Source organism: Chryseobacterium daecheongense (genome assembly GCA_027920525.1).
GTDB lineage: Bacteria > Bacteroidota > Bacteroidia > Flavobacteriales > Weeksellaceae > Chryseobacterium > Chryseobacterium proteolyticum.
The window spans coordinates 825,309-847,762 of record CP115858.1; the positions used below are offsets into that span (position 1 = coordinate 825,309).

Consider the following 22,454-nt stretch of genomic DNA (forward strand, 5'->3'; position numbering starts at 1 on the left):
TAACCCAAAATTACCTTTTCGGGTAATGATCTACTAAACATGCATCCATCCTGTGATGCAGGATATTCTGTTCCTTTTTAACTCATTAATACCATGAGTCATGATAAAACTAAAAGAAAAAATTAAAAACCCATTTCATTCTGTAATCAATTCAGACGGAATGAATATCGGAACCATTACCAAGCTGCAAAATGCATCCAGCCAGGATGATAAATTTGTATATGTTATGCTGGAAACCAGTGAAGAAGGTATAACAAAGATAACGGCTGATGAACGTAAAGCCAGGTTCGGACACAATGAAATTCAACATCAGAAAGCTCCCAAATGGTACATCCAGCTGTTAAAAGCTTTTGCCAACCCTTTTATCTATATTCTGCTGGCTATTGCTGCAGTATCCTTTATCATTGATGTATGGCTCCCCCCCGCAGAAGAACGTGACTTTAAGACGGTAATCGTGGTTTCGGTTATGATCCTGGTCAGTACGCTATTGCGTTTCGTACAGGAATACAGGAGCAATGCTGCTGCTGAAAAGTTGAAAAGCATGGTAAAAACAACGGCTACTGTACTCAGGAAATTTCAATCTAAACAAGAAATACCCATCAGCGAGCTTGTTCCGGGCGATATTATTTATCTGTCTGCCGGAGATATGATTCCTGCGGATTGCAGGATTGTACAGAGTAAAGATTTGTTCGTCAGCGAAAGTATGCTTACAGGCGAAGCATTACCTGTGGAAAAGAACCATCTTCCGATCCGCGATGCAGAAACTAAACAGGTCATAGAACTTAATAACCTGTGCTTTATGGGAACTAATGTGGTAAGCGGCTCAGCGACGGCAGTTATTGTGGTGACCGGAGGCTACACCTATTTTGGTAGCATCAGTAAATCCATCACTGGAGAACGTCCTGAAACCAGTTTTGATAAAGGAATCAATAAAGTCAGCTTTCTATTGATCCGTTTTATGCTGGTTATGGTTCCCGTGATTTTTTTGGTAAACGGACTTATAAAGGGAAACTGGCTGGAAGCCCTGTTGTTTGCTATTGCCGTTGCCGTAGGATTAACTCCGGAAATGCTTCCGATGATCGTTACAGCTAACCTGGCGAAAGGAGCCGTAAACATGAGCAAACGTAAAGTGATTGTAAAGCGCCTGAATTCCATCCAGAATATCGGTGCTATGGATATCCTGTGTACAGATAAAACCGGAACTCTTACTTTGGATAAAATTGTCCTTGAAAAACACCTTAATGTCCATGGAATAGAGGATGACGAAGTATTGAAATGGGCATATCTGAACAGCTATCATCAGACAGGACTAAAGAATCTTTTAGACAAAGCTGTTCTTGAGCATGTTGAGCTTCACGATTATTTAAAAGTGGAAGAACAATACCTGAAGGTAGATGAAATACCATTTGATTTTCAGCGTCGCAGAATGTCTGTTATCCTTAAAATGCACAACGGAAACCATCTCCTTATCTGCAAAGGAGCCGTAGAAGAAATGCTGGAACTATGCAGTAAAACTTTCGATCCGGGAGATAACAGGAATATTCATATTGAAAATGACAAAGCCGTTCCCATGGACGACGCCATGCGTAAGATCGTGCTGAAAACTTCAAAAAAAATGAATGAGAAAGGACTCCGGGTGATCCTTGTTGCCATCAGGGAATTTGATGCCTCTCATCCGCTTACTTATACATTGGAAAGTGAAAAAGACCTTACCCTTACCGGATTCATCGGTTTTCTTGATCCTGCCAAGCCATCAGCTCAGCCGGCGATAGAAGCCTTACATAAATTGGGTGTTGGGGTAAAAGTACTTACCGGTGATAATGAAATTGTAACCCGGAAAATTTGCAAAGATGTAGGAATTCCTGTTCACCATATTATCAACGGAAGGGATCTGGATGAAATATCAGACGAAGTTCTGGCAGAACGAATGGATTCTGTTTCTGTATTTGCCAAACTAAATCCTTTACAAAAAGTAAGAGTTGTAAGAATTTTACGCGATCAGGGACATACGGTGGGCTTTATGGGAGATGGAATTAATGATGCAGCGGCCCTTAAAGAGTCGGATGTAGGGATCAGTGTAGATACGGCAGTGGATGTGGCAAAAGAAAGCGCAGATATTATCCTTCTTGAAAAAGACCTTATGGTTCTCAGAAAAGGGGTGATCTACGGGCGAAGAACCTTTGGGAATATTATCAAATATATTAAAATGACTGCGAGCAGTAATTTTGGGAATATGTTCAGTATGCTGGGAGCCAGTGCATTTCTGCCTTTTCTTCCTATGCTGCCTGTTCATTTGCTGATCCAGAATTTATTGTACGATATCTCCCAGATTTCTATTCCCTGGGACAGAATGGATGAAGAATTCCTTGAAACACCAAAAAAATGGGATGCAGGCGGAGTGGCTAAATTTATGTTCTTTATAGGACCTATAAGCTCTATTTTCGATTTCGCCACATTTGCCGTGATGTATTTTGTGTTCAAAGCCAATACACCAGAACATCAGACCCTGTTTCAAAGCGGATGGTTCATTGAAGGTTTACTTTCGCAGACCCTTATCATTCATATGATCCGTACAAGGAAAATTCCTTTCATACAAAGCTGGGCCACCGCTCCGGTAGTTGCCTTAACAACTTTAATCATGATTATAGGGATTGCTATACCTTTCTCACCATTTGCAGCAGCTTTAAAGATGCAGCCTTTACCATTAAGCTATTTCCCATGGCTGTTAGGTATACTCACTTGTTATTGCGTGCTCACTCAATGGGTGAAAAACTGGTTTATCAGAAAATTCAATACCTGGTTGTAAGAAAAAGAATTCCTTTTCAAGTATTTATCGATCCAATTTCAAAACAATTAAAACTATAAACGTAATGACTATTAAATCAGCACGATTGAAAAGCAATATGTCCGCAATGATATGGCTGACAACTGCATCAATCTTTCTTTATTCCTGTAATAATAAGAAAGAACAGTCTGAAAACACAGCACCGTATATCACAAAAGGAGATACGATCATTTTGCAGAAAAATACTCCGATACTTTCCAAACTAGTTTTGCATAAAGTACAGGAAGAAGAATACAATCCCAATTTACTTACCGTAGGAACGGTTAAAGCGATTCCCAATACCTATGCAGAAGTTGCCTCACCATTTGCCGGAAGGATATTGAAATCATACGTTAAACTAGGGCAGAAGGTAAATTCCGGATCGCCTTTATTTTCAATAAGTTCCAGAGACTATCTCGCTGCACAAAAAGAATACCGTGACGCCCAGCAGGAATACCGTCAGGCCGAACTGAACCTTAAGCGTCAACAGGATTTATTACACCACGGCGTGGGTATCCGGCGTGAAACGGAAGAAGCTGCCACAGAATTCCAGATTAAGAAAACAGCACTCGACAACGCATCGGGAGCTTTGCAGATTTTTAAAAATGGTAAAAATATGTCTCCGAATACTCCTCTTGTCGTTGTATCTCCAATACAAGGAGAAGTGGTAACGAATAATATTGTTATGGGACAATACCTGAAAGAAGACGCTCCGCCTATTGCCGTAATTGCAGAGCTTTCCAAAGTATGGATAGCAGGACAGGTAAAAGAAAAGGACATTCGTTTTCTGCAAAATTTAACCTCGGTGGAAGTCAATATCAGCGCATTACCGGATAAAAAAATTATGGGAAAAATTTATCATATCAATGAAATTGTCAATGAGGAAACCCGAAGTGTGGAAGTCCTGGTGGAGTGTGAAAATGATGACCGGCTTTTAAAACCCGGGATGTTTGTGAATGTAAAGTTCATTAACACCGCGGAGAAAAAAATTTTTGTTCCTGCTAAGGCTGTCCTTCAGTTCAATGATAAAAATTATGTGCTGGTACAGACCTCTCGTAACCAATATGTAAAAAGGTATGTAGAAACAGGAATTACGGAAAATGATAAAATACAGGTCCTCAACGGGCTGAAACCTGGCGAAACGATCATCAGTGAAGGAGCTTTCTATCTTCTGGATGCTAAATAAGGAACCCAATGAAAAACATATTAAACAATATCATTGCTAAACGATGGCTGATACTGGCATTGTTTGCACTGCTTGCTCTTTTCGGATATTATTCATGGAAACAACTTTCTATAGAAGCTTATCCCGATATCGGAGATGTTACTTCCCAGGTTGTTACTCAGGTACCCGGTTTAGCTGCCGAGGAAATTGAACAGCAAATTACCATACCTATTGAACAGGCAATAAATGGACTCCCAGGAATGCATGTCATGCGAAGCAAAAGTACCTTCGGATTATCCATGGTAACCATCGTTTTCAATGACGGGGTCGATGATTACTGGGCAAGGACCAGAATTAAAGAAAGGCTGGGGGATCTCGAACTTCCGTATGGAGTAACTCCTGGGCTGGATCCGCTCACCTCTCCAACAGGAGAGATTTACCGCTATATCATTGAGAGTAAAACCCATGATCTACGTGAGCTTACTGATCTTCAGAATTTTGTAATCATCCCGAAAATAAAACAGGTTTCTGGAGTGGCAGACGTTACCAATTTTGGTGGGATTACCACCCAGTTTCAGGTAGAACTGGATCCGGTAAAGCTGGAACAATACAATATTAGCCTTAAAGAGGTGGCAGAAAAGCTTGAGGCCAACAATGCCAACTCAGGTGGAAGTGTTATGAACAGGGGAGACCAGTCTTACGTTATCCGTGGAATCGGCCTGGTTAAATCTCTCGAAGACATGGGTAGGGTTGTCGTAAAATCAGTTAATGGCTCTCCCATATACATGAATGACATTGGCAAAATAAAATATGGGAACCTTGAACGTAAAGGAGCGCTAGGCTACTCAGATCAGCGGGGTGTTAATTACTCGGACAACATAGAAGGTATTGTTCTGTTGCTCAAAGGAGAAAATCCATCTGTCGTATTAAAAGGAGTAAATGATGCTGTTGATGATCTTAATAAAAACATCCTTCCAAAAGGTGTTCAGATCCATGTTGTATTAGACAGAACCAACCTTGTTGATAATACATTACATACCGTATCTAAAACTTTACTTGAAGGAATGACCTTGGTTATCATCGTATTGATTGTATTCCTTGGAAGCTGGCGCGGCGCCCTGCTTGTGGCCATTACCATCCCCCTGTCTTTGCTTATTGCATTTATATTAATGCATTTCACTAATATTCCGGCTAACCTTTTATCCCTTGGGGCTATCGATTTCGGGATTATTGTAGATGGGGCTATTGTAATGCTTGAAACGATTTTAAAGAAACGGGAAGATCATCCTGAAGAGGAACTGGAAGAAAAAACCATTACTCAAAAAGTAAAAGAAGTAGCCAAACCCATATTCTTTGCCACCATCATTATCATCACCGCTTATTTGCCATTGTTTGCTTTTGAAAGAGTAGAAAAGAAATTATTTACGCCAATGGCATTTACAGTAGGTTACGCATTGCTGGGTGCCCTTGCTGTTGCATTATTCCTCATTCCGGGACTGGCTTTTGTCATCTACCGGAAACCACGGAAGATTTACCACAACCGCTGGCTTGAGAAAATAGGGACGGCATATCATAACAGAGTTCAAAAGATCATGAGCCGTCCTAAACGGATATTTATTCCATTGATTGCTATCCTGCTGACGACAGGCGTTTTAACAGCCCTGGTAGGAAAAGACTTTTTACCTCCGCTGGATGAAGGATCAATATGGCTTCAGGTTTCTTTACCACCAGGCATTACAGTAGAAAAATCAAGAGAAATGAGTGATACGCTCAGGGCGCATACTCTTAAGCACAAAGAAGTAACGTATGTAATGGTACAGGCTGGAAGAAATGACGACGGAACTGACGCCTGGACACCTTCCCATTTTGAGGTGAGTGTGGGACTAAAACCGTATAGCGAATGGAAATGGGGAAGAAGTAAAGCGGATCTTATCAAAGAACTTGAAGCAGAATACGCAACCATGCCGGGATACAATATTGCTTTCACCCAACCGATGATCGATGGCGTAATGGACAAAATTTCCGGGGCCCATAGTGAACTCGTTGTTAAGGTATATGGAAATGATTTTAAAGAAACAAGACGAATAGCAGAAGAAGTAATGGCTACTTTAAAAAAGGTAAAAGGAGCCGTGGACCTTGCTATAGATCAGGAGCCTCCATTGCCCCAGTTACAGATAAAGGTAGATCGCGAAAAAATCGCCCAATATGGACTCAATGTATCTGATGTTTCAGATCTTATAGAAGTAGCAATCGGGGGAAAAGCTGTTTCAAAAGTATATCAGGGAATCAAAGTATACGATATTATTACGAGGTATAACGAAACCAGCAGAAATACGCCGGAAAAAATAGGTAGCCTGATGCTTACCAATGAATCCGGGGCGAAAATCCCACTATCCCAGGTTGCGGATATACAGTTGAATACAGGGGAAAGTATGATCGCACGTGAAATGAACAAGCGTCATCTCACCGTACGCCTTAACCTTCGTGGTACCGATTTAACGTCATTTTTATCACAAGCAGAAAATGCCATCGAAAAAAATGTAAAATATGATCACGAAAAATACAGCATCAAATGGGGTGGTCAGTTTGAAAACCAGAACCGTGCCTACGGAAGGCTTTCTGTTATTGTTCCCCTGGCGCTTTCCATTATGTTTATTTTGTTGTATGGAGCTTTCCAGTCATTCCGTCAGGCCGGGCTTTTAATCAGTATAGTTCCGCTGGCTCTTTTCGGAGGAATGCTTGCTCTCAATCTTCGGGGCATGACCCTGAATATTTCATCAGCAGTAGGTTTTATTGCTTTATTTGGAGTCGCCATACAAAATGGGGTAATCATGATCTCCCACATCAATGACCTGCGAAAGAAAGGGTACGACCTGAAAAAAGCAGTAACAGAAGGAGCTTTCCATCGCTTCCGTCCGGTTCTGATGACCGCTACTGTCGCTATATTGGGGTTATTTCCTGCCTCATTGGCTACAGGTATTGGCTCTGATGTACAAAGACCTCTGGCCACTGTAATTGTGTATGGACTCCTGTTTTCTACCATCATTACCCTGTTTGCACTTCCTGCACTTTACTATCTGATAGAAAATAAATGGGGAAAGAATTTTAATGTACCAAAAGAAGATTAAAATGATCACAATAAAAAAATATACACAGCTTTTTATCATAATATTCCTCGTTTCAGCCTTCAATATAAAGGCCCAGAAGATTGATACTGCATTCGCTAAAAAACCAATTGATTATATGACCTATATCAATCTGGTCGGAAAAAACAATCTGGCATATTCTGCAGAAAAATTCAATATCAATATTGCCGATGCCGCGATACAAACCGCCCGGATTTTTCCGGATCCACAATTAGGCTTCGGATGGTTTGATAACGGACAAAGAAGAATGAAGATGGGCTATGGTTTTAACTCTGAAGTAAGCTGGACATTGGAAATGGGTGGCAAAAGAAAAGCCCGTATAGAAGTTGCTCGAAATCAGGCACAGCTTAGCCGTCTTCTTCTGGATGATTATTTCCGTAATCTCCGGGCAGATGCTACACTGGCGTATCTCTCTGCTATCCAGAATAGGATCGTGCTGGATGTAGAATCCAATTCTTATCTGCAGATGAAAAAACTGGCGGAATCCGACAGTATCCGCTTCAAATTAGGAGTGATCACCCAGGTAGATGCCAGGCAATCAAAGCTGGAAGCAGGTACTATGCTGAACGATGTATTTTCTGCAGAAGCAGAGTGGAAAGCTTCATTAGCTAACCTTTCACTTTTGTCGGGAAAAGCTAAAAGTGATTCTTTATGGTATCCTCAGGGCGATTTTTCAGGGTTTGAACGTCAATTTTCCTTATCGGATCTGGTTATTGAAGCTCAAAACAACAGGGCAGATTTAAAAGCAGCCCTGCAAAGCAAAACCGTTTCTCAAAGTCTGCTTAAGCAAGCTAAGGCTGACCGCGCGATTGACCTGGGACTGTCATTTGGTGTTAATAATGCTTCTTACGTGAGAAATACCATCGCTCCCACACCTGCAATGACTACTGTAAATGCAGGAATCAGTGTTCCCCTGAAATTTTCAAACAACAGATCGGGAGATCTGAAAGCAGCACAATACGGTACCTTACAGGCAGAAACAACCTACAAACAGACTGAGCTCCAGATTCAAACCGAAGTTACCCAGGCATATTACACCTATATCGCAGCTCAAAAGCAGGTGAATCAGTTTAAATCCGGTTTGCTTACAGAAGCTAAAGCTATCCTTGAGGGCAAAATATACAGCTATAAGAGAGGTCAGTCTTCCTTACTGGAAGTCCTGAATGCACAACGTACCTATAATGATGTACAGCACGATTATTACGGAACACTTTACAACTATGCCGTTGCATTGGTAGAGCTTGAAAGAGCTGCCGGAATATGGGATATTAATTTATAATTAAAAACAATGAAAAAAATATTTTTTATACTGATCATATTATTTGAAGGGCATTTTATATATGCTCAACAGAATTCTGATACGTTAAAAACAGATTCCATAGAATCAAACACAAACAAAGTAAGCTGGGGTGTGAAAGCGGGTATTAATTCTTATAATTTTTACGGCAAAGAGAGGGATTTTATTTTTGCAAATCCAGACACAAAATTCAAACCGGGCTTCCATGCAGGCGTATTTGTTAACACCCGGATAAGCAAAAATATAGAACTGACCCATGAATTGATTTTCAGCCAAAGAAGGGTAGGTGTCTCCTATAAGGATAGTTCTGACAAAACTTATAACTCAGTGATCAACAGTTCTTATATTGATATTATTCCTGTGAACATGAATTACCGCCTATCCGGATTTAAATTCTATGCGGGGCCGTATGTAAGTGTTTTAGCAGCAGCCAATACAAAACGAAAAGATGAAAATGGTAACGTTTTCCGGGATAAAAGCATTTTCGGAGATGCGGCCAATGATGAAAGCAAAAGCTATTATCTTCAGAAATTTGATTTTGGAATGAATATCGGTCTGGACTACCAACTAAAAGACAGATGGTCGGTAGGGCTAAGATACACACATGGTTTTACAGATCTTTTTCAGAATGCCAACAGTTCAGCAAACGGCAATGCTAAAAAAGATAAAATTAAAATATACAATCGGGGACTTATGCTTTCTTTAGCATATGACCTGACATCATATCATTCTTATAAATAATGCAAAAAGGAATCAAAATCTCAAAGTTCTACAACAGAACAGTAAAAACACAAAGAAACTATATATATTTTTTGGTTCCTTTTAATCCAATACGATCATCTTATATCGTAGATTATTTATTTCTAAATTAGTGTTAAAGCCGGGTTTTAACCCGGCTTATTTTAGTTCCAAAATGTATTAACACGCTAAAACCTGCATAAAGAATTCTATAAAACTATAGCGTCTTTGTGCTCAAATTCTTAGATGTAAGTTGCCTAAGGAAACTATCATCCAGGAAGTATTTTTGAGGCTTCAGTAATTAAACTATCCATCAATACCGTTGCGCTTTTATGCTTAAGAACCGGTGCGATCTGCCCACCCCAGAAAAATACCATTTCATTTTTCCCTTGTTCCAGAGCGGCCTTACGCAAAGATGACATAAAAGTAGTTTGTAATGGAAAAGGTAAGTGAGGAATCTGTTTTTCTGAAAGATCCTTTAAAATTTCATTGGTTATTCCTCTGCCTAAACGTCCGGTATAAGCTCTTGACAGCCTCGTGTTTTTTGACGACTCTGAAAAAAGAGCCTCTCTATGAACAGGCAAAGCACCGGATTCCTCACAAGCCAGAAACGCAGTTCCGATTTGCACTCCTTCCGCTCCTAATGTAAGCGCAGCTGCAATTCCGGTCCCATTAGCAATTCCACCGGCAGCAATTACCGGTATTTTAATCCTATCTTTTATCAACTGTACAAGAACGAATGTGCCCGTAGTTGAATATTCAGCCTTATCCAAAAATGAAGGTCTGTGACCGCCGCTTTCAAACCCTGAAGCAACAATAATATCTACTCCAATATTCTCCAGAGCTATCGCTTCGTCCAATGTCGTTGCGTTTCCCGCCAAAAGAATTCCTCTTTTATGGCATTCCTCGACAACAGTTGGATCCAGCAACCCAAACATAAAGCTGAAAACCTTTGGTTTAATATCCAAAACCGTCTGCAGCTGATTCTGAAACCTGGATTCAAAAGAGGGTGGAAGAGCGGGAACATCTATTTGCAGTCGGTCAAAATAAGGTCTAAAAGCCTCCACAGTTTCTTTATAGCTTTTTTCATTGTCTTCCGCACTTACAAAATCTGTATCGGAAACCCAAAGATTAAGATTATAGGGCTGGGACGTTTGAGATCTTATTTTCTGATCGACCTCATAAATTTCCTGCGGACTAAGGGTATATGCTCCAAAACCACCTAATCCACCCTTATTGCTTACCCGTGAAGTGAGTTCTACTGTAGATAAGCCTCCTCCGAAAGGTCCCTGCCAGATAGGGTATTCAATTCCAAGTAAATCTGTAATTCTGTTTTTATTCCACATAATAAGTGATTTGATTGGGTTACCAATTATTCAACATCCGTAAGGGTTTTGTTTACGATCAGCCATTTCCCGTTTATTTTATGGAAAGTAATAAAATTATAGTAATTATAATCGTACATCTTCACATTGAGCTTTACTGAAGCAATAGAATTGATCACGTCGATGGAAATAATCTCCGGATGAAACGGTGCTCCTACCTTTTCCGGGCTGACCCGATTGCCTACACCTTCGATGTATTGTTCCGCTGTTTTATAATACGCTACTCCTTTTATATCTCCGAATAGAAGGGCGTCTTTGAAGAAGACTTCCTTCAAAAGTGTTGTATTCCCTTCAAAAATGCCTTTGAAGTAATATTGCTCAAGTGCGGTTCTTATAGCGGTTTCTTCTGTACTATTTTTCATAGTGTTGATTTTTTGAGCATGGCTGCTTAGTGGAATACCCAGCAACCATGCTATTAATAATACAATTTTCATTATAGGTAATGTCCGGCTCCCATGCCGCCATCCACATTGATTATCGCTCCCGTGATCAGTTTGTTGCATGCAATGCTGTAAACCATTTGTGCAACTTCTTCAGGTTCACCGATACGGTTCAGTAAATGAATTCCTGCTGCCTGATCGATATTTTCATCGTGCATAGGGGTTCTGATCAGCCCGGCGGCAACGGTATTTACTCTGATATTATCTTTTCCAAACTCGGCGGCAAGCTGATGTGTTAAAGCATGGATCGCACCCTTACTCGATATCGGAGCCGTAGAAGGAGATCCTGCCATAGCGTGATATACCAATGGAGAACCTATATTAATAATAACTCCATTTCTCTGCTTCTGCATCTGAGGAATAACCGACTGTGTCGTAAAAAAGGTCCCTTTAAGGTTTGTTCTTAAAAACCTGTCCAGATGATCTTCTGTTACTTCAAGAAATGGTTTGTTTTCATAAATTCCTGCATTATTGACAAGAACATCTGCTGAACCAAATCGCTCAATCGCTGTTTTTACAAGTAATTCACCAATAGCTTTGTCGGCAACATCCCCTGCAATCATTGCCAAATGATCTCCACCTCCCAATTCATTAAAAACCTCCTGCAATTTAGATTCTGTTCTTGAATTAATAACTACATTACTTCCTTTTTCCAGAAAATACCTGGCGATCTCCAATCCGATTCCTGAGGATGCACCTGTTATGATGACCGTTTGTTTTTCCATTTTTCTATTTTTTATCGGTGGAAAATCCCTGTTCTTTCAACGCAGATACCTGCTCTCCGGCATATCCCCAGTTATCATCTTCTATTTCATCAATCACTACATGGGTAAGATGCGGATCTTTATTCAAAACTGAAGTTACCAGTTCTGTTACTCCTTTTATCAAAAGTTGTTTTTGTTCTCTTGTAACTCCGTCACGCAGAACTTCTATTTTTATATAAGGCATGATTGTAAATTTTTAAGGTTATTAATTATTTTCAACTGATTCAGCAACCAGATTAATGGTGAGGTCAAAATTGTTGTATATCAAGGTATCCCCTAAATCCGTAAAGAAATTACCTGATCTGAATTTCATATTATACTTAGTACGGTCAAGAACAATTTTACTTTGAATAGTTGCTGAGTTTGGAGTGTTCTCGATTTTTAATACAGTATCAATAGGATGGGTGATTCCCTTAATCGTAAGATCTCCGTTTACATAATACAGATGATCATCACCAGGCTCTATATGCCTGATTTCAAAGGTAGATTCCGGAAACTGATCCGAATTAAAGAAATCATCGGAAGCTAAATGACCCGCAAACTGAGCGTTGGTCTCAGCATCTTCGATATCAAGAATTTTTATAGAACGGGTATCTATAATAAATGTTCCTGAAGATAGTTGGTTGTCTTTAAAAGTAAATGACCCCTCTTTGATTCCGATGGTCCCATTATGAGCACCAGTTATTTTTCTTCCGGTCCATTCTATTGTACTTTTTTCATGGTCTACTTTAAAATTTTGTGTATTCATTTTTTCTATGTTTAAATGTTGACACAAAGTTCAGAAGGGGACGTTAAAAAGTTACGTGACCTGGGTCACAATTTAATTTTACTGAAAAGCAATGAGTAAATTAAGAGATCAGGATTGATACAAACGGCTTAAGGTTTCTCTGGAAACACCGAGATAAGCAGCTATAAGATGTTTAGGGACAAGATTATACAATTGAGGATACATTGATAAAAGTTCTTCGTATCTGAATTTAGCATCGTTATTCATTAGTGAAAGAAGGCGTTTCTGTACTGCAACATAGCCTTTATTGGTTCTCCACCTGAAAAAATGCTCCATTTCATGAATTTCGCTGCATATCTTTTCTCTGTTTTTATTGGATATGGCCAATACGGTTGCATGGGTAATGCAATCAATATTTATGGTTGCCTTCTGATGACTGTACAGTGCATTATAATCGGAAACCCACCAATTTGGCATTGCAAATTGTAAAATAAACATCTTCATGGCATCATTTAGATAAAACGCCTTAAGGCAACCCTCAAGGACAAAATATTCGTGATCTACATGATTTCCTTCCGACAAAAGCATCTGTCCTTTTTTCAGACTGATCAGGGTAAAATGCGAAAATACATAATCCAGTTGCTCTTCATTAAGAGAAACAAATTGTGACAGATGTTGCTGTAATATCTCTTTAGGATGGGTCATCAATTTTTTAATTGAATTACAAATATACAATGTAAAACATTTCCCCAAAACAGCCCTTAACTTTATCTTATCCATTAAGAAGAACTTCAGTCTAATTTTAGTAGGGTAAAGAAAACAATTGCAATAATACCTAAATACCAAAAACGGATGATCCAGGTACAGCAGCAAAAAAATGTAAAATATTGAAAATCAAAAATTATCATCTCAAAAAACATGGGGTTATAAAACCCTAACTTTGATTGTTATCGTATTAATCAAACTTTAGTAAAAAGAGTAAAACATGCATGAATAAAGTATTTTTTAACAATTAATTCACGTAAAAAAGACCAAAAAACCTTATCTTTGTCACCTATGCTGAAGTGGATTTCTATATTTTGTTCTATGACTTACGTATTTGCGACAACAAATATGGCGGAAGTATTGAAGGCTCCGGTCTTTATAGAACATCTGATGGAATATGACGGCAATTGTGTAGAATTTCTGGTAGAACATTATGATAATCATAAAAAAGACCAGGATTGGGATACCGATCAGAAACTGCCCTTCATCAATCCTCCTGTTGTGCTTATGGTATATGCACAACTTCCGGAAACCCTATTTCATATTGAAAAAATAAAAGAATTTCCGGTTCAGCAAAAAAACACTTTTTATCAGGAAAAAGATTTTTCCGGACTCTATCTTTCCAGCATTTTCCAGCCTCCACGCCATTCTTAATTAATCTCTGCACAATAACTATGCTTTAAAATACTTTTTAGAGCAGCTTAATCTTGTTATCTATCAATTAATTAATTTTTTCATGTTAAATAAAATTATTGAGTTTTCTGTAAAGAATAAACTCATTATTGCCCTTTTTACAATGGGGCTGATTCTTCTTGGAATCTATGAAACAACAAAGCTTCCAATTGATGCCCAGCCTGATATTACCAATAATCAGGTACAGATTATCACTGTCGCACCCTCATATGGAGCAGCTGATATCGAACGTCTGGTGACCTTTCCCATTGAACAGGCTACCAGTAACATCAATGGCATAACAGAGCTCCGAAGTTTTTCACGGTTCGGCTTATCCCTTGTTACGGTGGTATTTAATGATAATACCGATGTATATTGGGCAAGACAACAGGTTCAGGAACGTCTGCAGATAGTCCAGGATAATATACCGGAAGGAATCGGAAAACCGGAATTGGGACCTATCTCCAGTGGATTAGGTGAAATATTCCAATATGTGGTGCGGGCAAAAAAAGGCTACGAGAACATCTACGATGAGACCGAACTGAGAACCATCCAGGACTGGATCATCCGCCGCCAGCTTCTGGGAACAAAAGGAGTTGCGGATGTCAGCAGCTTTGGAGGAAAACTGAAACAATATGAGATTGCTATCAATCCCAATAAATTACAAGCATTTGATATTACCATCAATGACGTTTTTGATGCCCTGGAGCGGAATAATCAAAATACCGGCGGGGCTTATATTGAAAAGAAGGAGACTGTATTATTCATTAGGACAGAGGGGCTTCTGGGAAGTACTGAAGATATAGGTAATATTGAAGTATCAGCAACAGGAGAGGGGATTCCTGTTCTTATCAGGGATGTGGCGGAAGTAAAAACAGGATATGCCACACGGTATGGAGCGATGACCTATAATGACACAGGAGAGGTCTCGGGAGCTATTGTACTAATGCTTAAAGGAGAAAATGCCAATGAAGTAATTGGTAATATTAAACAGCGTCTGGAAAAAATTCAGGAAACCTTACCGGAAGGTGTTGTTATTGAGCCTTTCCTGGATCGTGCGAAAATGGTTAACAATACTATCAGTACCGTAAAAACCAATCTGATGGAAGGAGCCCTGATTGTTGTTTTCATTCTTGTTCTCTTTTTAGGAAACTTCCGTGCCGGTCTGCTTGTCGCTTCTGTAATTCCACTGGCAATGCTTTTTGCCATAATCATGATGAACCTTTTTGGAGTCGGAGGAAACCTCATGAGCCTCGGTGCTCTTGATTTCGGACTTATCGTTGATGGGGCTGTTATTATCGTAGAAGCTGTGTTGCATCAGCTTGCCCATAAAAAACATTTCGGGAAAGATCATATCCTCAGCAAAAAAGAAATGGATACACAGGTTTCAGATTCCGCTACCAAGATGGTAAATAGTGCGGTTTTCGGGCAGATTATTATTCTGATCGTATACCTTCCTATTTTCACATTACAAGGGATTGAAGGTAAAATGTTCAAACCCATGGCTCAGACTGTCGCGTTTGCATTGATCGGGGCCTTCCTGCTTTCCCTTACTTATATTCCAATGATGAGTTCCCTGGTTCTTAGCAGAAAGAAAAAGACCAAAGACAATATTTCAGACAAGGTGATGACCAGGGTAGAAACCGGGCATCAAAAGCTTCTGATAAAAGCATTGAAGTACAGAAAAACCATTATTATCACAGTGCTTCTCCTTTTCGCAGGAGCTGTTTTCACCCTTTCCCGGATGGGAGGAGAGTTTATTCCATCATTGGAGGAAGGTGATTTTGCTGTAGAAATGCGTATCCTGCAGGGAAGTAATATTAATGAAACGAAAAAAGCAACCACCCAGGCGGCGCACATTCTTTTAAAACAGTTTCCAGAGGTGCAAAAGGTAGTCACTAAAATAGGAAGTGCCGAAATTCCCACAGAGCCGATGCCAATGGATGCGGGTGATATGATCATTGTTCTGAAGCCTAAAAAAGAATGGTCGTCTGCACGATCATTCCCGGAATTATCCGAAAAGATGAGCAAAGCATTGCAGGTTATTCCCGGGCTCAAAACAGGTTTTCAGTTCCCGGTACAAATGCGCTTTAATGAATTAATGACCGGAGCAAGACAGGATGTGGTGTGTAAAATTTATGGAGAAGATCTGGACAGCCTTGCTGTATATGCCAAAAAGCTGGGTGGGATTATCAATACAGTAAAAGGTGCACAGGATCTTTATCTGGAGCCTGTTGTCGGAGCGCCACAGGTAGTTATCGGTTATAACCGTGCCGAGCTCTCGCGTTACCATATTTCCGTAATGGAAATCAATAGGGTGATCAATATGGCTTTTGCCGGACAAACTGCTGGAGCCTTGTATGAAGGTGAAAGAAAATTTGATGTCGTGGTAAGAATGGACAGTGAACATAAAAAAGATATAACAAGTATTCAAAATCTTCTGGTTCCGACTGCTTCTGGTGAGCAGATTCCTTTACACCAGCTGGCCAGCATAGAATTGAAAAGCAGTCCCAACCAAATCCAGAGGGAAGATACCAAAAGAAGAATTGTTGTCGGATTTAATGTCCGTGGAAGAGATGTTCAAAGTATCGTGGAGGAACTTCAGCAAAAGACCGATAAAGAATTGAAACTCTCTTCAGGTTATACCATCTCTTATGGTGGAGCCTTTGAAAACTTAAATGAAGCTAAAGCAAGATTAGGTGTCGCTGTTCCTATTTCATTGGTAATGATCTTTTTGCTTCTTTTCTTCGCATTTGGTTCCGTAAAACACAGTTTGCTGATCTACACCGCAATTCCGCTATCAGCCATTGGTGGAGTTTATTTTCTGGCCCTCAGGGGAATGCCTTTCAGCATCAGTGCAGGAGTAGGATTTATTGCATTATTTGGTGTTGCGGTACTTAATGGAATTGTTTTGATATCAGAATTCAACCGATTAAAAAATAATGGAATAACCAATCTCAGCAGAATTGTTTTAATGGGCACAAGAATCCGGCTTCGTCCCGTACTGATGACTGCTTTTGTCGCTTCGCTGGGCTTTCTTCCTATGGCGTTAAGCAGTGGTGCAGGGGCAGAAGTACAGAGACCTCTGGCTACCGTGGTTATAGGAGGCTTAATGCTTGCTACGCTCTTAACCTTATTTGTCCTGCCTATTTTGTATGTCTTATTTGAACGAATCAATAAAAATAAAATGAAATTCTCAAAAAAAAGAAACTTTAAAAAACTAACCATACTCCTGTTATTCATTTCTTTCGGAAGTATTCAGGCACAGGAAAACATTACACTGGATCAGGCATTGGAAGCTGCCTTCCGGCAAAACGGAAACTATAAGAATTCCAGACTCATTTCAGCCTATCAGGAAAAACTGAAATCAAGCTATCTCGACATTCCTCAACTGGAAGTGACAGCAGGTATCGGCCAGATACAGGGAATCGAAACCGATAATTCGTTTTCCGTATCTCAACGCATTAGTTTTCCGACTGTTTATTCCAGAAGAAAACAATTGCTGGATGCGGAATGGGCTTCAGGTCTTATGAATCAGCAGCTCACCCAAGCCCAACTGACTAAAGAAGTTTCAGAAGTTTTTTACAGAATTATTATTCTAAAGGAAAAGAAAAAAGTGCTGGATTACATCAGTGAGCTGTACAATGGCTTTGCCGACAAAGCAAGTTTACGTTTGAAAAAAGGAGAAGCCAATATTCTCGAGGAGTCAACGGCCGAAATTCAAAGGGAACAGGCCGCAGTGCAGCTGAATATTCTTGAAAACGACCTCAATATTGCACAGCTCCAGCTTCAGGTATTGCTTCAGTCGGAAAAAAGATACCTGCCGCTTACTGATCAACCCGTCCTGAATGTTGACTTTCAAATTCCGGGGGATGTCTTAAGAAATCATCCGCAGCTCCAGTATCTGAATCAGCAAATCAAGGTGAATGAAGCAGAAGCCCGTTTAGAACAAAGCAAACTCCTTCCGGATCTTCTTGTAGGATACACTAATCAGAGCATGAAGAATATCAATAACAACCGTTTCAATTCCGTTCAGGTCGGTGTTGGGATCCCTCTATTTACAAAAGGACAGCGAGCACTGGCAAAAGCAACAAAAGCAAAAGTGGCCATTGCAGAAAATCAATACCAAAGAAAAGAAACCGAACTGAAAAACAGGTATGAACAGCTGGCCAATACCTATGCTAACCAGCTTGCGATCATACAAAATTACGAACAGAAGCAACTGCCCAAAGCTGAAACAATTCTTAAAGCAGCCCAAAAACAAATGGAAGCAGGAGAGATCGATTTCCTCAATTGGGTTATTTTAACCAATCAGGCTGTTAAAATAAAGGTTGATTATATCGAAAATTTAGATCGACTCAATCAAACGGGGGCCGAGCTTAATTTCTTAATTTCAAAATAATAATATCATGTATTTCAGAAAATCATCATTATACATCATTGTTGCGGCCTTATTTTTAACCTCATGTTCGGGAAAGAAAGAGGAAACCACAGTCTATGAAAATAAAAAACTGGCATCAAAAAACCAGAATATCGTTCAGTTAAGTGATCAGCAGATCAAAATTACAGGGCTTACCTTGACAGGTATTCAAAACAGGATCATGGAAAAAACGGTACGGCTGAACGGAAAAGCAGACATAGCTCCGTCTCATATCAGTTCTCTTTCCAGTATTATGGGAGGACATATAAAATCGATCAATGTTATTAACGGGAGTCATTTCAGAAAAGGACAGGTACTGGCTGTAGTAGAAGATCCTCAGTTCATACAGCTTCAGCAGGATTATCTCGTTACAAAGGCCCAGCTTGAATCAGCAAGATTGAACTTCAACAGGCAAAAAGACCTCAACACCAGCAAAGCCAGTAGTGACAAAACATTACAGACCGCCCAGGCGGATTATTCCACACTGAACGCTACATTGAAGGGACTGGAAGAAAAACTCAGGATCATAGGCATCAATGCGAAAGGACTAAATTCCGGAAATATTAAAAGCAGAATAAGCATTCATGCCCCTTTTAGCGGTTTTGTAAGTAAAATATGGGTTAATAATGGTCAGTATATCAATCCTTCCGATACCTTATTTGAACTGATTGACCCTGCTGGTCTGTTATTGGAATTAAAAGTATTTGAAAATGACGTAAATGATATAAAAACCGGGCAGGAGATCCTGGTGTATAATAATCAGAACCCGGACCAGAAATATCCTGCCAAAATTATAAGCCTTGTTCCCAATATCGAAAATGGAGGATCCTCGGTAGCTATAGCCAAATTGTCCGCATCCAGCACAGAGTTTGTGCGCGGAATGTACATCAATGCAGAAGTAAGCATTAGTGGTAGAAATACGACCGGCTTACCCGGCGAATCTATAGTATCATTTGAAAATAAGAACTATATCTTTGAAGACCTTGGAAATCACCGGTATAAAATGATCCCCGTAATCACAGGAATTTCAGATAATGGATTTACGGAAATTCTCAAATCTGAATCGTTAAAAAATAAAAGACTGGTACAAAAAGGAGCTTACAATCTCCTGATGATCCTTAAAAATAAAGCAGAATAATCATTTTAGCACAAAGCCGTTCAACCGTTTGAACGGCTTTTTATGATTCCGAAAATAAATATACCGATTGGTATATTTATTTTATATCTTTGCCATTTAAAAATGGAACTACTGAATTAAAGACGGTTTATTCCTTTTGTTTGAATCATAAAATTTTTTAATTCAAAATATACCGATCGGTATATTAAATAGTAAAATGCTATGAAAAGAATCATTCTTATTATCACGGTAATCTCCGCAGCCATTATGGAGCTTATAGACACTTCCATAGTAAATGTTGCCCTCAATTATATGAGCGGAAACCTGGGGGCAACATTAGAAGACATTTCCTGGGTGGTTACAGCTTATGGAATTGCCAACGTTATTATTATTCCGATGACCAGCTTTCTGGTCAATAACCTTGGCCGGCGGAATTATTACATCGGCTCTATTATCCTGTTTACCTTTTGTTCTTTTATGTGCGGCAACTCCACAAACCTATGGGAACTCGTCATGTTCCGGTTTCTGCAGGGAATTGGAGGTGGAGCATTATTATCTGTATCTGCCATGGTTGTATACGAGTGTTTTCCAAAAGAAAAACAGAATATTGCCAGCGCTTTATTTGGGATCGGGGTTTTTATAGGACCCACGATCGGGCCTACACTCGGTGGATTTATTACGGATAACTTTTCATGGCGATGGATCTTTTACATCAACATTCCTTTAGGAATACTGGCCGCTATTCTATGTTTAAAATTATTACCCGAATCTCCGACCCGGCAAAAGGTTAAAAAGATCGACTGGCCAGGAATTATTCTCTTAATTATTGGTATCGGCTCTTTACAAACGGTTTTGGAGCGTGGGGAAACGGAAGACTGGTTTGCTGCCCGTTATATTATTTTCCTCACTGTAGCAGCTGTCCTTTCACTCGTTCTTTTCGTTCACAGGGAGCTCACTATACCACATCCCGTGGTAAAGCTATCGGTTCTTAAGCACCCTTCACTCAGTATCTCTGCCATACTTACCTTTATAACCGGGATTGGCATGTTTACTTCCATTTACCTCACTCCTGTACTGGCACAACGCTTTTTAGGATTCAACCCGGCTCAGGCTGGTCTTTTACTGCTTCCGGGTTCCATTATTGCCGTATTTGCGCTGATCATTACCGGGAAAGTTTTGCAAAAAGGAGTTCCTCCTGCATTGGTAGTATTTCTTGGTTTTTGTTGTTTTATTTATTTTAACTGGTCTATGGCACAGGTAAACCTGGATGTTTCTTTTGCTACAATTTCCATTAATCTTATATTCAGAGCACTGGGAATGGCTTTACTTACCGTTCCGCTTGCATCACTTGCCGTTTCTTCTTTAAAAGCTGAAGATATGCCCCAGGGAACCGCTATTAACAACATGATGCGCCAGTTGGGTGGTTCATTTGGAATATCCATTATCAATACATATATCGCAAGAAGGGTTGCCCTTCACCGTACCGACCTTATCTCCAACCTTACTCCGGATAACCGTTCGGTAATGGATCGTCTTCAAACCTATACTTCACTTTTTCAGAGCAAGGGATTTGGTCTTCCTGAAGCACAGCAAAAAGCAATAGGTCTGGTGGAAAAAATTGTGGTGAAACAATCATTTTTTTTAAGCTATATCGATGCCTATATGGTTATTGGTCTGGCATTTATATTTGTCTTACCTTTATTATTATTTTTCCTGAAGAGGAATAAAAATAAAAAAATAGTAATCGTATCAGCAGACCATTAAAACAGAATCATATAAAATATAATAAAATCAATATCATGAAAGAAGTATTCATTGTATCAGCAAAACGTACTCCCGTCGGAGGATTACTTGGGAATCTGTCCACTTTTACAGCCACACAGCTGGGTGCTCTGGCCATTCGGGAAGCTTATAAAAACATTTCTCTGGAACCGGAATTACTGGACAGTGTTTATATGGGAAATGTACTGAGTGCAGGAGTAGGACAGGCTCCGGCAAGACAAGCTGCTATTTTTGCTGATATCCCGTATGATAAAGATGCCACGACCATCAATAAGGTATGTGCTTCAGGAATGAAGGCAACTTCATTGGGAGCACAGCAAATCCAGACAGGCCTTGAACATCTCATCGTAACAGGCGGAATGGAAAGTATGAGCAATACACCACATTATGCCTTCATAAGAAACGGAAAAAAATTAGGAGACCTTACCCTTACTGATGGGATGACTAAAGACGGTTTATGGGACGTTTATCATAATTTCCATATGGGAAGTGCGGCAGAGCTGGGAATTAAAAAATATGGACATACCCGGCAGGAACTGGATGATTATGCATTGTCTTCTTATCAGAAATCACAAAACGCAACTGCACAGGGGAAATTTAAAAATGAAATTGTTCCTGTAGAATTCACCAAAGGAAAAGAAACCATTACCATCGATAAAGATGAAGATATTTTTAAGCTTATTCCTGAAAAAATGGCTCAGCTGAAGCCTGTTTTTGAACGGGACGGATTGCTTACCGCGGCCAACTCCAGTAATCTGAATGACGGTGCCGCAGCTTTGATTCTCGCTTCGGCAGAAGCTGTAGAAAAATATCAGCTGAAACCGCTTGCCAAAATTATCGGTTACGCAGATGCCGCCCAGGCACCGGAATGGTTCACAACATCTCCGGCTCTTGCTATTCCAAAAGCTCTTTTAAGTGCCAACCTTGACCTTTCAGCAGTAGATTATTTTGAGATCAATGAAGCTTATGCCTCAGTTGTACTTTCCAATCAGAAGATCTTAGGTTTTGATCCTGAAAAAGTGAATGTATATGGCGGCGCAGTAGCCATCGGACATCCTATAGGAGCTTCCGGGGCCAGAATTCTTGTGACGCTTGTCAATGTCCTTCAACAGGAAAAGGGAAAATATGGTGTAGCTGCCATTTGTAATGGCGGCGGCGGAGCTTCCGCTATGGTTATCGAAAATATGAATATATAACTAAAGTATTTTTAAT

General features: G+C 39.9%; 16 protein-coding genes. 10 read left to right on the top strand and 6 right to left on the bottom strand.

The window, feature by feature from the left end; genetic code table 11:
- Window positions 1–100: 100 nt before the first annotated feature.
- The 5 genes from mgtA (at window position 101) to PFY10_03500 (ending at window position 9,173) form a co-directional block, all read left to right on the top strand.
- The gene (gene mgtA, locus PFY10_03480; GenBank protein WBV57504.1) at window positions 101–2,806 is read left to right on the top strand and encodes a magnesium-translocating P-type ATPase; all 2,706 of its coding nucleotides are present in this window, start codon (window positions 101–103) and stop codon (window positions 2,804–2,806) included.
- Window positions 2,807–2,870: 64 nt separating this feature from the next.
- The gene (locus PFY10_03485; protein ID WBV57505.1) at window positions 2,871–4,010 is read left to right on the top strand and encodes an efflux RND transporter periplasmic adaptor subunit; all 1,140 of its coding nucleotides are present in this window, start codon (window positions 2,871–2,873) and stop codon (window positions 4,008–4,010) included.
- Between the two features lie 8 nt (window positions 4,011–4,018).
- Window positions 4,019–7,117 (top strand): CusA/CzcA family heavy metal efflux RND transporter, encoded by a 3,099-nt coding sequence (locus PFY10_03490; protein WBV57506.1) that lies wholly within the window; start codon window positions 4,019–4,021, stop codon window positions 7,115–7,117.
- Window position 7,118: 1 nt separating this feature from the next.
- Window positions 7,119–8,414, top strand: a complete 1,296-nt coding sequence (locus PFY10_03495; protein ID WBV57507.1) for a TolC family protein — start codon at window positions 7,119–7,121, stop codon at window positions 8,412–8,414.
- A gap of 9 nt (window positions 8,415–8,423) precedes the next feature.
- Complete coding sequence (locus PFY10_03500) at window positions 8,424–9,173, top strand: porin family protein (GenBank protein ID WBV57508.1); 750 nt, start codon at window positions 8,424–8,426, stop codon at window positions 9,171–9,173.
- A gap of 266 nt (window positions 9,174–9,439) precedes the next feature.
- Here PFY10_03500 and PFY10_03505 read toward each other — a convergent pair whose 3' ends face one another.
- From PFY10_03505 to PFY10_03530, 6 genes are all read right to left on the bottom strand, one after another.
- Window positions 9,440–10,516, bottom strand: coding sequence for a nitronate monooxygenase (locus PFY10_03505; GenBank protein ID WBV57509.1), 1,077 nt, complete (start codon window positions 10,514–10,516; stop codon window positions 9,440–9,442).
- A gap of 26 nt (window positions 10,517–10,542) precedes the next feature.
- A complete protein-coding gene (locus tag PFY10_03510; protein ID WBV57510.1) occupies window positions 10,543–10,917 on the bottom strand; it encodes a nuclear transport factor 2 family protein in 375 nt (124 codons plus the stop codon).
- A 71-nt stretch (window positions 10,918–10,988) separates the two neighbouring features.
- Window positions 10,989–11,720, bottom strand: a complete 732-nt coding sequence (locus PFY10_03515) for an SDR family NAD(P)-dependent oxidoreductase (protein WBV57511.1) — start codon at window positions 11,718–11,720, stop codon at window positions 10,989–10,991.
- Window positions 11,721–11,724: 4 nt separating this feature from the next.
- Entirely contained in the window at window positions 11,725–11,943 is a 219-nt protein-coding gene (locus PFY10_03520; GenBank protein WBV57512.1) for a 4-oxalocrotonate tautomerase family protein, read from the bottom strand.
- Window positions 11,944–11,964: 21 nt separating this feature from the next.
- On the bottom strand, window positions 11,965–12,507 hold the full coding sequence (locus PFY10_03525; GenBank protein ID WBV57513.1) for a YceI family protein: 543 nt from the start codon (window positions 12,505–12,507) through the stop codon (window positions 11,965–11,967).
- A 108-nt stretch (window positions 12,508–12,615) separates the two neighbouring features.
- Entirely contained in the window at window positions 12,616–13,266 is a 651-nt protein-coding gene (locus PFY10_03530; GenBank protein ID WBV57514.1) for a Crp/Fnr family transcriptional regulator, read from the bottom strand.
- A gap of 306 nt (window positions 13,267–13,572) precedes the next feature.
- Here PFY10_03530 and PFY10_03535 point away from each other — a divergent pair, with 306 nt between their 5' ends.
- The 5 genes from PFY10_03535 to PFY10_03555 all read left to right on the top strand — a co-directional run bounded on the left by PFY10_03535 (window position 13,573) and on the right by PFY10_03555 (window position 22,438).
- Window positions 13,573–13,905 carry a hypothetical protein gene (locus PFY10_03535; GenBank protein ID WBV57515.1) on the top strand — a complete coding sequence of 111 codons (333 nt, stop codon included), beginning with the start codon at window positions 13,573–13,575 and terminating at the stop codon, window positions 13,903–13,905.
- Between the two features lie 82 nt (window positions 13,906–13,987).
- On the top strand, window positions 13,988–18,325 hold the full coding sequence (locus tag PFY10_03540; GenBank protein WBV57516.1) for a CusA/CzcA family heavy metal efflux RND transporter: 4,338 nt from the start codon (window positions 13,988–13,990) through the stop codon (window positions 18,323–18,325).
- 7 nt (window positions 18,326–18,332) lie between these two features.
- Window positions 18,333–19,481, top strand: coding sequence for an efflux RND transporter periplasmic adaptor subunit (locus tag PFY10_03545; protein ID WBV57517.1), 1,149 nt, complete (start codon window positions 18,333–18,335; stop codon window positions 19,479–19,481).
- A gap of 201 nt (window positions 19,482–19,682) precedes the next feature.
- Window positions 19,683–21,224: an MDR family MFS transporter gene (locus PFY10_03550; GenBank protein ID WBV57518.1), complete on the top strand. Its 1,542-nt coding sequence runs from the start codon at window positions 19,683–19,685 to the stop codon at window positions 21,222–21,224.
- A 35-nt stretch (window positions 21,225–21,259) separates the two neighbouring features.
- Window positions 21,260–22,438 carry an acetyl-CoA C-acyltransferase gene (locus PFY10_03555; protein WBV57519.1) on the top strand — a complete coding sequence of 393 codons (1,179 nt, stop codon included), beginning with the start codon at window positions 21,260–21,262 and terminating at the stop codon, window positions 22,436–22,438.
- The last annotated feature ends 16 nt before the right edge of the window (window positions 22,439–22,454 follow it).

Bases quoted from the DNA above. Each gene is read 5' to 3' on its own strand.
- mgtA (WBV57504.1), top strand. From the start codon at position 101: ATGATAAAACTAAAAGAAAAAATTAAAAACCCATTTCATTCTGTAATC.
- PFY10_03485 (WBV57505.1), top strand. From the start codon at position 2,871: ATGACTATTAAATCAGCACGATTGAAAAGCAATATGTCCGCAATGATA.
- PFY10_03490 (WBV57506.1), top strand. From the start codon at position 4,019: ATGAAAAACATATTAAACAATATCATTGCTAAACGATGGCTGATACTG.
- PFY10_03495 (WBV57507.1), top strand. From the start codon at position 7,119: ATGATCACAATAAAAAAATATACACAGCTTTTTATCATAATATTCCTC.
- PFY10_03500 (WBV57508.1), top strand. From the start codon at position 8,424: ATGAAAAAAATATTTTTTATACTGATCATATTATTTGAAGGGCATTTT.
- PFY10_03505 (WBV57509.1), bottom strand. From the start codon at position 10,516: ATGTGGAATAAAAACAGAATTACAGATTTACTTGGAATTGAATACCCT.
- PFY10_03510 (WBV57510.1), bottom strand. From the start codon at position 10,917: ATGAAAAATAGTACAGAAGAAACCGCTATAAGAACCGCACTTGAGCAA.
- PFY10_03515 (WBV57511.1), bottom strand. From the start codon at position 11,720: ATGGAAAAACAAACGGTCATCATAACAGGTGCATCCTCAGGAATCGGA.
- PFY10_03520 (WBV57512.1), bottom strand. From the start codon at position 11,943: ATGCCTTATATAAAAATAGAAGTTCTGCGTGACGGAGTTACAAGAGAA.
- PFY10_03525 (WBV57513.1), bottom strand. From the start codon at position 12,507: ATGAATACACAAAATTTTAAAGTAGACCATGAAAAAAGTACAATAGAA.
- PFY10_03530 (WBV57514.1), bottom strand. From the start codon at position 13,266: ATGGATAAGATAAAGTTAAGGGCTGTTTTGGGGAAATGTTTTACATTG.
- PFY10_03535 (WBV57515.1), top strand. From the start codon at position 13,573: ATGACTTACGTATTTGCGACAACAAATATGGCGGAAGTATTGAAGGCT.
- PFY10_03540 (WBV57516.1), top strand. From the start codon at position 13,988: ATGTTAAATAAAATTATTGAGTTTTCTGTAAAGAATAAACTCATTATT.
- PFY10_03545 (WBV57517.1), top strand. From the start codon at position 18,333: ATGTATTTCAGAAAATCATCATTATACATCATTGTTGCGGCCTTATTT.
- PFY10_03550 (WBV57518.1), top strand. From the start codon at position 19,683: ATGAAAAGAATCATTCTTATTATCACGGTAATCTCCGCAGCCATTATG.
- PFY10_03555 (WBV57519.1), top strand. From the start codon at position 21,260: ATGAAAGAAGTATTCATTGTATCAGCAAAACGTACTCCCGTCGGAGGA.